Origin of the sequence: Bradyrhizobium nanningense, from assembly GCF_004114535.1 — a bacterium.
Lineage (GTDB): Bacteria > Pseudomonadota > Alphaproteobacteria > Rhizobiales > Xanthobacteraceae > Bradyrhizobium > Bradyrhizobium nanningense.
Window position 1 is genome coordinate 1 of record NZ_LBJC01000018.1, and the last position, 13,511, is coordinate 13,511.

Consider the following 13,511-nt stretch of genomic DNA (forward strand, 5'->3'; position numbering starts at 1 on the left):
GCTGTCCTCGCGCGAGATCGCCGGCGTGCTCAATCTGCGCGGCCGCATCGTCACCGTGGTCGACATGCGCGCCCGTCTCGGCCTGCCGCAGCCTGAGGACGGCAAGGTGCCGATGGCGGTCGGCGTCGATTTGCGCGGCGAATCCTACGGCCTCCTGATCGACCAGATCGGCGAGGTGCTGCGTCTGCCCGAGGCCGGCATGGAAGAGAATCCCGTCAACCTCGACCCCCGCATGGCCAAGCTCGCCGGCGGCGTCCACCGCCTCGACGGTCAGCTCATGGTCGTCCTCGACGTCGATCGTGTCCTCGAACTCGAAACCAAAGTGCAGATGGCCGCGTGAGCCAACGAAACATCGGAGCCGGAGAACCGAAATGAAAACCTGCTTGGTGGTCGATGATTCCAGCGTGGTGCGCAAGATCGCGCGTCGGATCCTGGAGGGCCTGGAATTCGAAGTGACCGAGGCCGAGGACGGCTCGAAGGCGCTCGAGATCTGCCAGCGGCAGCTGCCCGATGCGGTGCTGCTCGACTGGAACATGCCCGTGATGGATGGTTTCGAATTCATGGGCCACATGCGCCGCCTGCCCGGCGGTGACCAGCCCAAGGTGGTGTTCTGCACCACCGAGAACAACGTCGCGCATATAGCCCAGGCGCTCAGCGGCGGCGCCAACGAGTACATCATGAAGCCCTTCGACAAAGACATTATCGCCGACAAGTTTGCTGAAGTCGGCTTGATCCCGGTCGGACAAACCATGGTCTGAGTGAGTCTGGCCCGCGCATTTTGGCCAGAGTGTTCCAGTACAGCTTCGAAGAGGCGTCAGTGACCCCGACCGAGTATGAGTACCTGCGTAAGTTCCTGAAGGACAATTCCGGCCTCGACCTGTCCGCAGACAAGCAATATCTGATCGAAAGCCGCCTGCTGCCGCTCGCCCGCAAGGCCGGCCTCTCCGGCATCGCCGAGCTCGTGCAGAAGCTGCAAGGCGGCTCGCGTCAGCTGATCACCGACGTGGTCGAAGCCATGACCACCAATGAGACCTTCTTCTTCCGCGACAAGGTTCCGTTCGATCATTTTCGCGACACCATCATGCCCGAGATCATCAAGGCGCGTGCCGGCAAACGCAGCGTGCGCATCTGGTGCGCCGCCGGCTCGACCGGGCAGGAGCCGTATTCGCTGGCGATGTGTCTGAAGGAGATGGGCGCGGCCCTCACCGGCTGGCGCATCGAGATCATCGCGACCGATCTGTCGCAGGAGGTGCTGGAGAAGGCCAAGGCCGGCGTCTACAGCCAGTTCGAGGTGCAGCGCGGCCTGCCGATTCAGATGCTGGTCAAGTATTTCAAGCAGACCGGCGAGACTTGGCAGGTCAATCCCGAATTGCGGGCGATGATCCAGCATCGCCAGCTCAACCTGCTGCACGACTTTTCCCAGCTCGGCACCTTCGACGTGATCTTCTGCCGCAACGTGCTGATCTATTTCGACCAGGATACCAAGATCAACATCTTCAACCGGCTGGCGCGCCAGATCGAGCCAGACGGCTTCCTGGTGCTGGGCGCGGCCGAAACCGTGGTCGGCCTGACCGATACGTTCCGCCCGATTGCGGAGCGGCGCGGCCTCTACAAGCCGAACGATCCGCGTGCCGCCGTCGCCAAGCCGGTTCTCGCCGGCGTGGCGCCGCGCCTCGCGGTCATGGCAGGACGGTAGACATGGCCGAGGATGGCAAGGGTACTGAACGCGTGACTTTCAGTCGGGGCTATGATGTCTGCATCATGGCCATCGACGGCACCTGGCGCCGCGACTGCAAGCTCAACGCTATCTCCGACACCGACGCCATTCTCACGGTGGAAGGCTCGATTCAGGGGTTGAACCTGAAAGAGTTCTTCCTGCTGTTGTCGTCCACGGGCCTCGCCTATCGTCGCTGCGAGCTGGTCCGCGTCAACGGCGCCGAAATGGACATCCAGTTCCTGCGCGGCAAGAACAGGAAGAAGCGCGGTGCGGCCGGCGGCCATGATGCCGCGGCGTGATCTGCCCGCGTCCGTCGCCGTCCTTTCCGATCTCTTGCTTCACACTTTCTGAAGATATCAAAGCGAATTCGCGTCAGCGGCTTTACGTGGCCGAAGCGCGACCCGTGTATCCATTGACGGTCTCAATCTCAGGATACGGAAATGCCCAGAAGTCCTCTTTCGCCCATGACGTCAAACCTGCCCGACGGCGCCGAACGGCGTGCGCTTCAGCTTCTGGTAGTCGATGACGACGCCACGCAGCGCAGCCTGATCACGGTCGCTGCCAAGCAGGCCGGCCACGAAGTCACCGTGGCACCGTCCGTGGCGGACGCGATCGAGAAGCTGCGCGCCGCCCGCTTCGATTGCGTGACGCTGGATCTCGTGCTGGAGGACGGCGACGGCATCGACGTGCTGCGCGAGATGGCGGCGGCGAAGTTCGGCGGTGCCGTGATCGTGATCAGCGGCATGGACGGCAAGCGCCGCAGCGCCGCTCGCAGCTTCGCCAGGTCCGTCGGGATCGAGCTCCAGAGCCTGCCGAAACCGCTCGACCTCGCGGCCCTGCGCATCAGTCTTGCCAATCTCGGCAAGACCGCGATGGGCCTTCCCGCGATCCACACCTGGGGCGGTGTCGCCACCGACGCGATCGTGGAACGGCACCGCGCCTAAAGCATGATCCGGAAAAGTGCGAAGCAGTTTTCCGGAAAGATCATGCGCAAACAATAACCTAAGGCGCGATAACGATTCATCCAAATCTCATCGCGCTTCAGGCTTGCGGAACCGCCATGCGATGGGACGCGGCCGGCGCGCCGCGCTGATCGCTCTATGCCGGGTCGCCGGATTCCGACAGACATCGCAGGGCGTGGCCAAGGCCCGCCCGACAGGCGTTGAGGGCGGCGCTCGCCGTCGCATAGCGCGGCGTGACGTCGTCGAGCACGAAAATATCGGCGGAACCGGCCGGATCTCCGCGCGCCGGGCCGGTTTCCGACACGCCGGCTTCCATCATAGCCGCGTCGATCAGGCGCATGCTGCTCTCGATCCGTGTGATCAGAGCGCGAAGATCGGCGGCGATCAACTGACGGCAGTCAGTTTCAGGCATCGCGACGAGCGGGGATGTGCCAGCGAAATTTAGCATGGATATTCTCCGTACCCCGCAATTAGGCACCCTGTCGCTACTTGTGCGTTAAGTCCATGTCCCGTACAAATACGGGTGGGCCGAATCCGCGCCGAACGCCATAAACGGGGCGCGGACGCGAGTCCTTCATGCCAACCGGATGTGGCACATGGCCGAACAAAGCTCTCGCGGTGAAATCTTCGTGGTCGACGACGACCCTGCCGTTCGCGACACTCTGTCGATGGTGTTGAAGGCGGCGGGTTATGAGGTGATCTGTTTTGCGGACGGCGCAGCGCTGCTCTCCGTGGCACGAAACCGCACGCCTGCTGCGATCCTGCTCGACGTGCACATTCCCGGGAAGTCGGGCCTCGACATTCTGAAGGAGCTGCAGGGCGAGGACTACCCGGCGCCGATCTTCATGATCTCCGGACAGGGCGACATCGCAATGGCGGTGGGCGCGATCAAGAGCGGCGCGCTCGACTTCATCGAAAAGCCGTTCCGCGGCAGCGAGATCGTCGGCCGGCTCGACGAGGCGATCGGCGCCTATGCGCGTAGGCAGGCGGAGAACGCCTCGCCGAAATTCGGCTCGCTGCATTTCCCCGGACGCGAGCCGCTGACACGCAGGGAGCGCGAGGTGCTCGAGCAGTTTGCTTCCGGTGCGTCCAACAAGGAAGCCGGCCGCACGCTCGGCATCAGCCCGCGCACGATCGAAGATCACCGCGCCAACATCATGAAGAAGCTCGGCGCGCGCAACGCCGCCGATCTGATCCGCATCGTGATGACCGCGGCCCAGCGCGCGTCGTAAAATGTTCTCGTGCCCCGGACGCGGTGCATCATGAAATAATGCGCCGCTGAGCCGGGGCCTATCTCTCCAACTTCACGGCATCAAAGTTCTGGGTCCCGGCTTTGCACTGCAGCGCTTACGCGCTGCAGTGCGTCTGGGACACGAAAGCGCGTCTCACCCGCTCAGCGCCTTGCGGATGATCCGCGCCAGATCCGATTTCCGATAGGGCTTGGCCAGCAGCATCACGCCGGAATCCAGCCGCCCGTGATGGATGATCGCATTCTCGGTATAGCCTGATGTGTAGACCACTTTGAGATCGGGCCGCGTCTTCATCAGCTCGTCGGCGAGCTGCCGTCCGTTCATCTTGCCGGGCATGATGACGTCGGTGAACAGAAGGTCGAACGGCTTTCCTGCGGCGACGATCGCGAGCGCCTCCGCGGCGTTCGCGGCCTGCAAGGTGACGTAACCCAGCGAATGCAGCTGCGCCAGCACGTAGTCGCGCACCAGCCTGTCGTCCTCGACCACCAGGATCGTCTCGTGCCCGCCCTCGATCGTGGCCGGCGTCACGCCCTCACCGGCCGGCGCCGGCGTCTTGCCGGGCGGCAGATACATCTTGATCGTGGTGCCGTGGCCTTCCTCGCTGTAGATCTTGATGTGGCCCGCGGACTGCTTGATGAAGCCGTAGACCATCGACAGCCCGAGTCCGGTGCCCTTGCCCGGTCCCTTCGAGGTGAAGAAGGGATCGAACACCCTGGTCAGTATGTTCGCGGGGATTCCGGTGCCGGTGTCGCTCACGGCGATCAACACGTAGTGCCCCGGCGGCACATCGTTCGCACTGGCGTAGACCTCGTCGAGATAGGCGGCGCCGGTCTCCAGGATCAGCTTGCCGCCGCCGGGCATGGCATCGCGCGCGTTGAGCGCGAGGTTGAGGATCGCGGTGGTAAGCTGGTTGGGATCGACGATCGCGACGCAATTCTCGTCCTCGAACACCGATTCGATCTGGATCTGTTCGCCCAGCGTCGGCCGCAACAGCTTCGCGGTGTCGACGACCAGCGAGTTGATGTCGATCTCGCGCGGCTGGAGCGGCTGCTTGCGCGCGAAGGCGAGCAGGTGCTGGGTCAGATCGGCGCCGCGCGCGGCCGCCTCGTCGATCATCTTCGTGATGGCCGCAAGCTGCGGCTCCTTCTCGACGGCCTCCGCAAGGATTTCGATCGTCCCGGTGATGACGGTGAGGATGTTGTTGAAATCGTGCGCCACGCCGCCGGTGAGCTGGCCGACCGCCTCCATCTTCTCGGCATGACGGATGCGTTCCTCGGCGGCGATCTTGTCGGTGAGGTCGCGGTAGAAGACGTTGAACAACAGGCCTTCGCGGCGCTTCAGCGCGGTGACGCTCAGCTCGGCCTTGAATTCCTTGCCGTCGCGGCGGCGGCAGATGAGCTCGCGGCGGCGGTTCAGCGTCCTGCCGCCCTCGTCCTTCAGGAACTGCTTCAGACCTGCCCTTACTCTCTCGCGTTCGCTCTCGGCGACGATGAGGTCGATCGTGCTCTTGCCGAGCACCTCCTCGCGGCGCCAGCCGAACAGCTGCTCGGCCTGCGAGTTCCAGTTGAGGATGCTGCCGGTTTCGTCGGTCTGGATGAAGGCGTCGAGCGAGGTTTCGACGATATTGCGGGCGAGCCGTTCGCTCTCGCGCAGCGATTCCTGCGCGAGCCGTGCTTCCGTCATGTCGCGCCCGACGAAGAAGAAGCGATGCGCCTGCTCGGACCAGCTGCCCATCCACGACAGCCAGACCTCATGTCCGTTCCGGTGCAAACAGCGCGTGTCGGCGAGCTTGACGCGCTCGCCGTGGCGCAGCGCGCGCATCTCGGCGCGGGCGTGCTCCAGATGATCGTGATGAATGAAGTCGGCGCCGCTGCGGCCGATCATCTCGTCCGGGCGGTAGCCGAGGATGGTCTCGCTGCTCGGGCTGATCTGCGCGATATGGCCCCGCGCATCCATGACCATGATAAGGTCTTGCGAGGTGTCGAAGATCTGCCGGCGCTCTTCGAGCTGCTGCTGCAGCTGCCGCTCGGCCAGGCGAGCGTCGGTGAGGCTGCGCGCGCTCCCGGAGACACCGATGATCTCGCCCGACGGCCCCTTGATCGGCGACAGGCTCAGTGAGATTTCGACCGCCGTGCCGTCCTTGCGCAGGCGCACCGTCTCGAACCGTTCGATCGGCTCGCCCCGGGCGATCCGCGCCAGATAGTCCTTGCGATGCGCGCTGCGGTCGGGCGGAACGATGATTGACGTGGGCTTGCCGATCGCCTCATCCGCCGAATAGCCATAAAGACGCTCGGCGGCCGGATTCCAGCCCGTGATGATGGCATCGAGCGACTGCGTCACGATTGCGTCGTCGGATGATTCGACGGCAGCACTGAACAATTGCTCGCGCGCCGCGTGATGGCTGCGCGCGGCCTCGGTGCGGCGATGCTCCTCGATCTCGCGTTCGAGCGCCGCGGTTTTCGCCCGGGTTTCCTCGACCATCTGCGCGAAGGCCCGCGCCAACACGCCCGTCTCACCGCTGGCATCGACGGGTATATCCGCCGGACGGCCGCTGCCGATCGCCTGGACCGCCGCGGTCAAGCGGCCGATCGGACGCGTCAGCGAGCGCGCCAGCAGCACCGCAAGCGCGGCTGCGGCGAGAACGGCCAATATGCCAACCAGCAGGGACGTCCTTTGGATCGCTGCCGGTACGAGGCCGAACACGGGCGCGGGAATCGTCTCGATGATGGCGATCCATTCCTTGCCCGCGAGCAGCGCCGGCGCAATCGCCGCCCCGCTCGGCCGGCCAGACCCGTCGGTCATGAGCCGTGTGGAAACTTCCAGCGTGCCGGCCAAAGCTGCGAAATAAGGAAAATCCTTGCGCCAGTCGTTGGGACGGTCATGCAATGCGCGAAATTCGCGCGCGCGATCCGGATGAACGAGATAGTCGCCGCGCGAATTCACGACGAAAATCCCTCCACCTGAGGTCGCCGTTCCGCGGATGTGCTCGAGGGCCGGACGCATGTCGATATTGGCGATGATGATACCGAACGGCTTGCCATCCGGCGCGAACAGCGGCGTCGCGACTCGCAGCGTCGGAATGTGCAAGGCCGTGGTGCCGCCCTGGCGGGTCGCGAGCTCGACGGGCGAAACGTAGATATCGCCCGGCGCCAGCCGTATCGTGTCCTGAAAATAGGTTCGGTCGCCCTTGCGTTCCAGCTCGCTGTCGGGGACGACGCGCGCCGCGCCGTTCGGGCCAGAGCGGTCGACGCGGACCAGCTCGCGCTGGTCGTCGTCAAGGCCGATGATTCGAAACTGCCCGTAGATCGGTTTGGCCTCGATCTCGGCCGCGAGCCGCGTGGCGATGCGCTCGCGCCAGGTTTGCTCCGAGACGCCGTCGGAAGGGTCAATTCCTCCGCCGATGTGAGCGCGGATCAGACCGTTGATGGCTGCGGCGGAGCGATAGCCGATCAGATCGCCGCGGGCTCCGGCAACATAGGATTCCAGACTGGTCGCGAGCAGGCGTGACTGGGCCTCGACCCGCTCCAACACGCGCGGAATGACCGCTTGCGTGGTGTTGCGATAGCCCAGCCAGCCGACCGCGGCCACGGTGACCGCCACCAGCAGGATCATCGCGATCGCCAGCCGCGTGGCGAGCGTCATGCGGATGCTCGCAGAACTTCCCGGATGATCGCGGCCGATCTGGCCTGAAGCAGAGTAGCCCTCGTTATCGGCGGCCGGAGCTGACATCGGACCCCTCCGGCTCGCCCGCCTTCAGGCAGCCATCGACCGCGGCGAGCAGTGCGCCGGGCCGGAATGGCTTCTGCAGGCTTGCCACCGCGCCGAGCTTGGTCGCCATCTTCAGAAAATCGGGCTCCGCATAGGCATCCGGCGTGACTGAGCGGCCGGAAATGACGATGATCGGAATGGCCGGGGCTAACGCCCGGACGTGACGCATCGTCTCCAGCCCATCCATGCCAGGCATGAAGATGTCCAGAAACAGCAAATCGAACCGGCTGGCCTCGAACAGCGCAAGTCCCTTGCTGCCATCGCCGGCGACGGTGACGTGGTGACCGGCCCGCTCCAGGAGCAGCCGGATCGTGATTTGAACGGCCGGGTCGTCATCCACGATCAGGATGTTGGCCACGTCTGGATTCCTCCGCGCCGGATCGGGCATTCCCACCCCGGTCGCACATCAAACCATCAAAGATGAAATTGTTGCGCGGATTCCGCCCGGCCTGCAAGCACTTCGCGAATGTCCGGTGAACGCTCGCCTAAGCCGAAGATCCGGCAAGCTTATGCACGGTTGCGTGCATAAGCCCGCCTAGTCGGTCAGATATTCCGGGTAGTGGCTTCGGATCTTGTCGAGCTCGCTCAGCGTGCCCGACAAGTGCTTGCGCAAATGCTGCTGCGCGGCATCGGCGTCGCCGGCCTCGATCGCGCGAGCGATCAGTCTGTGGTGACGGAGGATGTTCTGGGCCTTGCCGGGCGAGGGCAGATGCAGCCGGCGTAGCCGGTCGATATGTCCGCTGCTTCTGCGCACCAGCGCCCACAGCTCCTGCTTGCCGGCCGCGGCATAAAGTTGTGCGTGAAAATCATTGTCGGCGGCGATAAAGCTCGCGAAATCGCCGACTTTGGCGAATTGCTGCTGAAGCGCGATGGCGTGGTCGAGGCGGAGGACCAGGGCCTGGTCGTGCTGCTCCGCGAGCAGCCGGACGATTTCGAGCTCGAGCGCCTGGCGCAGGAAATGCGCCTGCTCGGCGCGGCCGACATCGACCCGGCTGACCACGGTCGCGTGCTGCGGAAATACGTCGACCAGTCCCTCTTCCTCCAGCCGCATCAGGGCGTCGCGGATCGGCGTCGAGCTGACGCCGAATTGCGCCGCAAGCTCGGTGCGCGACAGCGGCGAGCCCGGGGGCAGTTCGAGCGCGAGAATGGCGTTGCGAAGCCGCTCGAACACCTGCGGCGCGGCCTGCCGGGCCCGGTCCAGCCGCGGCCCTCGGCGGGCGGTCGCGCGGGGCGCGGGATGGGCGGTTTCCATGCGAAGAGCTCCGGCGGGCTTGCCTTTGATGCACTAATGCATTAGTGCATCAGCAGGATCGCTCGTCAATGGCGGCCGGAGGAAACGAACAATTATGATCAAGCCATTTCAGCGTGGCGTTGCCGCCATTGCCCTGATCGCTGCAACCGTGCTGGCGGCTTCGCCGGCGCGTGCACAGCAGAAGTCCGAGATCGCGCTGTCACGCCAGCCCGGCATCTTCTACATGCCGAGCCACATCATGGAGAAGCTGAAGCTGATCGAGAAGCACGCAGCTTCGCTGGGCGTCGCAGGCGTCACCACCAAATGGATCACTTTCTCCGGCGGCGGCGCGCAGACCGATGCGCTGCTCGCGGGCGGGGTCGACGTCCTCAACACCGGCACCGGCAATCTTCTGCTGTTGTGGGACCGCACCCGCGGCGGCGTGAAGGGCATCGTCGCCACTTCGGCGCAGCCGATGACGCTGATCAGCCGCGACGCCAACATCAAGTCGATCAGGGATTTCGGGCCCAACGACAAGATCGCGGTGCCGACCGTCAAGGTCTCGACCCAGGCGATCGTGCTGCAGATCGCGGCCGCCGAGGCGTTCGGCGCCGATCAATGGTCGAAGCTCGATGCCAACACCGTGCAGCTCGGCCATCCCGACGCCTATGCGGCGCTGTCCAATCCCAAGCACGAGGTGCACAACCATTTCTCGATTCCGCCGTTCACCTTCCTGGAGCTGAAGAACGTGCCGGGCGCGCATATCGTGCTGTCATCGCCGGATGTGATGGGCGGGCCGCTCAGCCAGGCGCAGTTCTTCACCACGACGAAGTTCGCGGACGCCAATCCAAAGATCATCCAGGCCGTGCGCGATGCGACCAAAGAGGCGCAGGATCTGATCCGCAGCGATACCAAGCAGGCGGTCGAGATCTACAAGGAGATCACCGGCGACAAGACCTCGGTGGAGGAGCTGCTCGCTCTCCTCAAGGAGCCCGGCATGATGGAGTGGAATCTCGAGCCGCAGGGCACGATGAAATTCGCCGCCCATCTGTTCAAGACCGGCACGCTGAAGAGCCAGCCCAAGGCGTGGACGGACTATTATCTGCCCGTCGCGCACGATCTGAAGGGCAATTGATGGCGCTGCTCGACGTCAGTGGGGTGACACTGCGCTACAAGACCTCCAGCGCCGTCGTCACCGCCACGGAGAGGGTGAGTTTTACGGTCGACAAGTCCGACCGCTTCGTGCTGCTCGGTCCCTCCGGCTGCGGCAAGTCGACCCTGCTCAAGGCCGTCGGCGGCTATATGAGGCCGAGCGAGGGACGCATGACGATCGGCGACCGTGAGATCCACGGTCCCGGCGCCGACCGCATGATGATCTTCCAGGAGTTCGACCAGCTGCTGCCCTGGAAGAGCGTGCTCGCCAACGTCATGTTCCCGCTGCTGACCGCGCGGAAGCTGTCGCGCAGGGACGCGGAGGCGAAGGCGCGCGCCTATATCGAGAAGGTCGGCCTCACCCGCGTCGTCGACGCTTATCCGCACACGCTGTCGGGCGGCATGAAGCAGCGCGTCGCGATCGCGCGCGGCATGGCGATGGAGCCGGACATCCTCTTGATGGACGAGCCGTTCGCCGCGCTCGACGCGCTGACGCGGCGGACCTGCCAGGACGAGCTGCTCCAGCTCTGGAGCGAGACCAAATTCACCGTGCTGTTCGTGACTCATTCGATCGCGGAAGCGATCCGCATCGGCAACCGCATCCTGCTGTTGTCGCCGCATCCCGGCCGGGTCAAGGCCGAGGTAATCGACGTCGACAAGGTCTCGAACGAAGACGGCAGCGCCGGCCGGCTGGAGAAGGAGATCCACGATCTCCTGTTCGCCGGCGAAGCCACCGGGCATTGAGGAGCAGTTCATGGGCGAGGCAAGGATTCTGCTGCGTGACGCGTCGGTCGCCGCCACTGGCATGGGTGAGGTCGAGCGCAAGCTCAGCGTCGCCGAGCTGTTGTGGAACGACGGCTTCGTTCGCAAGAGCGTGATCATCCTGTTCCTGGCAGCGGTCTGGGAAGCTTACGGCGTCACTCTCGACAATCCTCTGCTGTTTCCGACGCTGCACGACACGGCGATCACGCTGTTTGACCGTGTCAAGGACGGCACCATTCCGATGCGGGCCTGGACGTCCCTGAGAGTGCTGTTCATGGGCTATTCGGCCGGCATCGTGCTGGCGGCGATCTTCACGGTGCTGGCCATCTCCACCCGGATCGGCACCGATTTTCTCGAGACGGTCACGGCGATGTTCAATCCGCTGCCGGCGATCGCGTTGTTGCCGCTCGCGCTGATCTGGTTCGGGCTCGGCAATGGCAGTCTCGTCTTCGTGCTGATTCACTCCGTGCTGTGGCCGGTGGCGCTCAACACCCATTCCGGCTTCAAGAGTGTGTCCAACACGCTGCGCATGGTCGGCCGCAATTACGGCCTGCGCGGATTGCCCTATGTCGCCGAGATTCTGATCCCCGCCGCCTTCGGGTCGATCCTCACCGGCCTGAAGATCGGCTGGGCCTTTGCCTGGCGCACGCTGATCGCGGCCGAGCTGGTGTTCGGCGTGTCCTCGGGCCAGGGCGGGCTCGGCTGGTTCATCTTCGAGAACCGCAATCTGCTCGACATACCCGCCGTGTTCGCCGGCCTCTTGACCGTGATCATCATCGGGCTCTTTGTCGAGAACCTGATCTTCCGCGCCATCGAGCGGAACACGGTCCAGAAATGGGGCACCCAATCATGACCAAGAAGAAAACACCCGATCAGCTCCGCAGCGCGCGCTGGTTCGCGCCCGACGATCTCCGCTCGTTCGGCCACCGCTCCCGCACCATGCAGATGGGCTACGCGCCGGAGGAGTGGAAGGACCGGCCGATCATCGCGATCCTCAACACCTGGTCGGATGCGCAGCCCTGCCACATGCACTTCAAGTCGCGTGTCGACGACGTCAAGCGCGGCATCCTGATGGCCGGCGGCCTGCCGCTGGAGCTGCCGGCGCTGTCGCTGTCGGAATCGCTGCTGAAGCCAACCACGATGCTCTATCGCAACCTGCTGGCGATGGACGCGGAGGAATTGCTGCGCAGCCATCCCGTCGACGGCGTGGTGCTGATGGGCGGCTGCGACAAGACCACGCCGGCGCTGCTGCTCGGCGCCACCTCGATGAACATCCCGGCGATCTATCTGCCGGCAGGCCCGATGCTGCGCGGCAATTGGAAGGGCAAGACGCTCGGCTCCGGCTCGGACGGCTGGAAGTATTGGGACGAGCGCCGGGCCGGAAAGATCTCCGACAAGGACTGGCTCGACATCGAAGCCGGCATCGCCCGCAGCTACGGCACCTGCATGACCATGGGCACGGCCTCGACCATGACCGCGATTGCCGAAGCGATCGGCATGACGCTGCCCGGCGCCTCCTCGATCCCGGCCGCCGATGCCAACCACATCCGCATGGCCTCTGAATGCGGCCGCCGCATCGTCGAAATGGTATGGGAGGATTTGACGCCGAAGACGATCCAGACCCGGCAAGCCTTCGAGAATGCGATCGCGGTCGCGATGGCGATGGGCTGCTCGACCAATGCCATCATCCACCTGATCGCGCAGGCCCGCCGCGCCGGCCAGGACATCGGGCTCGACGATTTCGAGAAGGCCAGCCGCAAAGTGCCCGTCATCGCCAACGTGCGGCCGAGCGGCGACACCTATCTGATGGAGGACTTCTTCTACGCCGGTGGTCTGCCGGCGCTGATGAGCCAGATCAAGCCGCATCTGCATCTCGATTGCATCACGGTGACCGGCAAGACGATGGCTGAGAACATCGAGGGCGCCGAAGTGCACAATGCCGACGTCATCCGCGGCATCGACAATCCCATCTACAAGGAAGGTGCGCTCGCCGTGCTCAAGGGCAATCTCGCGCCCGACGGCTGCGTCATCAAGCCGAGCGCCTGCGCGCCGCGCTTCCTCAAGCACACCGGCCCGGCGCTGGTGTTCGACGATTATCCGTCGATGAAGAAGGCTGTCGATGATCCCAACCTGGATGTTACCGAGGATCACATTCTGATCCTGCGCAATGCGGGACCGCAAGGCGGCCCGGGCATGCCGGAATGGGGGATGCTGCCGATCCCGACCAAGCTCGTGAAGCAGGGCGTGCGCGACATGGTGCGCATCTCGGATGCGCGCATGAGCGGCACCAGCTACGGCGCATGCATCCTGCACGTTTCGCCGGAATCCTATGTCGGCGGCCCGCTGGCGCTGGTGCAGAACGGCGACCGCATCACGCTCGACGTCGCCGCGCGCACCATCAATCTCGACGTTCCCGAGGCCGAGCTCGACAAGCGCCGCGCTGCCTGGAAGCAGCCCGAGCGCCGCTTCGAGCGCGGCTATGGCTGGATGTTCACAAAACACATCAAGCAGGCCAATGACGGCTGCGACTTCGACTTCCTCGAGACAGATTTCGGCGTGCCGATCGGCGAGCCGTCGATTTATTAACCCCACCTGTCATTCCGGGGCATCGCGAAGCGATGAGCCCGGAATCCATAACCGCGATCGTGAGTATGGATTCCGGGCCTGCG

The 13,511-nt window shown here is 64.5% G+C and carries 14 protein-coding genes; 10 read left to right on the forward strand and 4 right to left on the reverse strand.

Features of this window, described 5'->3' with window-relative positions; genetic code table 11:
• The 5 genes from XH84_RS11210 to XH84_RS11230 form a co-directional block, all read left to right on the forward strand.
• Nucleotides 1-340, forward strand: a 340-nt coding sequence (locus tag XH84_RS11210) for a chemotaxis protein CheW (RefSeq protein ID WP_128948302.1), incomplete at its 5' end; no start/stop codon positions are given.
• A gap of 31 nt (nucleotides 341-371) precedes the next feature.
• Nucleotides 372-758: a response regulator gene (locus XH84_RS11215; RefSeq protein WP_128919913.1), complete on the forward strand. Its 387-nt coding sequence runs from the start codon at nucleotides 372-374 to the stop codon at nucleotides 756-758.
• A 59-nt stretch (nucleotides 759-817) separates the two neighbouring features.
• Complete coding sequence (locus tag XH84_RS11220; protein WP_128919912.1) at nucleotides 818-1,696, forward strand: CheR family methyltransferase; 879 nt, start codon at nucleotides 818-820, stop codon at nucleotides 1,694-1,696.
• A gap of 2 nt (nucleotides 1,697-1,698) precedes the next feature.
• On the forward strand, nucleotides 1,699-2,016 hold the full coding sequence (locus XH84_RS11225) for a hypothetical protein (RefSeq protein WP_027563592.1): 318 nt from the start codon (nucleotides 1,699-1,701) through the stop codon (nucleotides 2,014-2,016).
• A gap of 141 nt (nucleotides 2,017-2,157) precedes the next feature.
• Complete coding sequence (locus XH84_RS11230) at nucleotides 2,158-2,661, forward strand: response regulator (RefSeq protein ID WP_128919911.1); 504 nt, start codon at nucleotides 2,158-2,160, stop codon at nucleotides 2,659-2,661.
• A 154-nt stretch (nucleotides 2,662-2,815) separates the two neighbouring features.
• On the opposite strand, the gene XH84_RS11235 is transcribed toward XH84_RS11230, so the two are convergent.
• Nucleotides 2,816-3,127, reverse strand: coding sequence for a hypothetical protein (locus XH84_RS11235; RefSeq protein WP_128919910.1), 312 nt, complete (start codon nucleotides 3,125-3,127; stop codon nucleotides 2,816-2,818).
• A gap of 148 nt (nucleotides 3,128-3,275) precedes the next feature.
• On the opposite strand from XH84_RS11235, the gene XH84_RS11240 reads away from it, so the two are divergent.
• Complete coding sequence (locus XH84_RS11240) at nucleotides 3,276-3,911, forward strand: response regulator transcription factor (RefSeq protein ID WP_027577504.1); 636 nt, start codon at nucleotides 3,276-3,278, stop codon at nucleotides 3,909-3,911.
• A 153-nt stretch (nucleotides 3,912-4,064) separates the two neighbouring features.
• On the opposite strand, the gene XH84_RS11245 is transcribed toward XH84_RS11240, so the two are convergent.
• The 3 genes from XH84_RS11245 to XH84_RS11255 form a co-directional block, all read right to left on the reverse strand.
• Nucleotides 4,065-7,658 (reverse strand): PAS domain S-box protein, encoded by a 3,594-nt coding sequence (locus XH84_RS11245; protein ID WP_128919909.1) that lies wholly within the window; start codon nucleotides 7,656-7,658, stop codon nucleotides 4,065-4,067.
• Nucleotides 7,636-8,055, reverse strand: coding sequence for a response regulator (locus XH84_RS11250; RefSeq protein WP_128919908.1), 420 nt, complete (start codon nucleotides 8,053-8,055; stop codon nucleotides 7,636-7,638). The genes XH84_RS11245 and XH84_RS11250 overlap by 23 nt, the downstream gene beginning before the upstream one ends.
• Nucleotides 8,056-8,232: 177 nt before the next feature.
• Entirely contained in the window at nucleotides 8,233-8,949 is a 717-nt protein-coding gene (locus tag XH84_RS11255) for a GntR family transcriptional regulator (protein ID WP_128919907.1), read from the reverse strand.
• Between the two features lie 94 nt (nucleotides 8,950-9,043).
• Here XH84_RS11255 and XH84_RS11260 point away from each other — a divergent pair, with 94 nt between their 5' ends.
• The 4 genes from XH84_RS11260 to araD are packed head-to-tail and all read left to right on the forward strand — an operon-like array spanning nucleotide 9,044 to nucleotide 13,428.
• The gene (locus XH84_RS11260; protein ID WP_128919906.1) at nucleotides 9,044-10,063 is read left to right on the forward strand and encodes an ABC transporter substrate-binding protein; all 1,020 of its coding nucleotides are present in this window, start codon (nucleotides 9,044-9,046) and stop codon (nucleotides 10,061-10,063) included.
• Nucleotides 10,063-10,824: an ABC transporter ATP-binding protein gene (locus XH84_RS11265; RefSeq protein WP_128919905.1), complete on the forward strand. Its 762-nt coding sequence runs from the start codon at nucleotides 10,063-10,065 to the stop codon at nucleotides 10,822-10,824. Before XH84_RS11260 ends, XH84_RS11265 begins: the two co-directional genes overlap by 1 nt.
• A 10-nt stretch (nucleotides 10,825-10,834) precedes the next feature.
• On the forward strand, nucleotides 10,835-11,695 hold the full coding sequence (locus XH84_RS11270; RefSeq protein WP_128919904.1) for an ABC transporter permease: 861 nt from the start codon (nucleotides 10,835-10,837) through the stop codon (nucleotides 11,693-11,695).
• Nucleotides 11,692-13,428 carry an L-arabinonate dehydratase gene (gene araD / locus XH84_RS11275; protein WP_164936312.1) on the forward strand — a complete coding sequence of 579 codons (1,737 nt, stop codon included), beginning with the start codon at nucleotides 11,692-11,694 and terminating at the stop codon, nucleotides 13,426-13,428. The genes XH84_RS11270 and araD overlap by 4 nt, the downstream gene beginning before the upstream one ends.
• Nucleotides 13,429-13,511 lie beyond the last annotated feature (83 nt).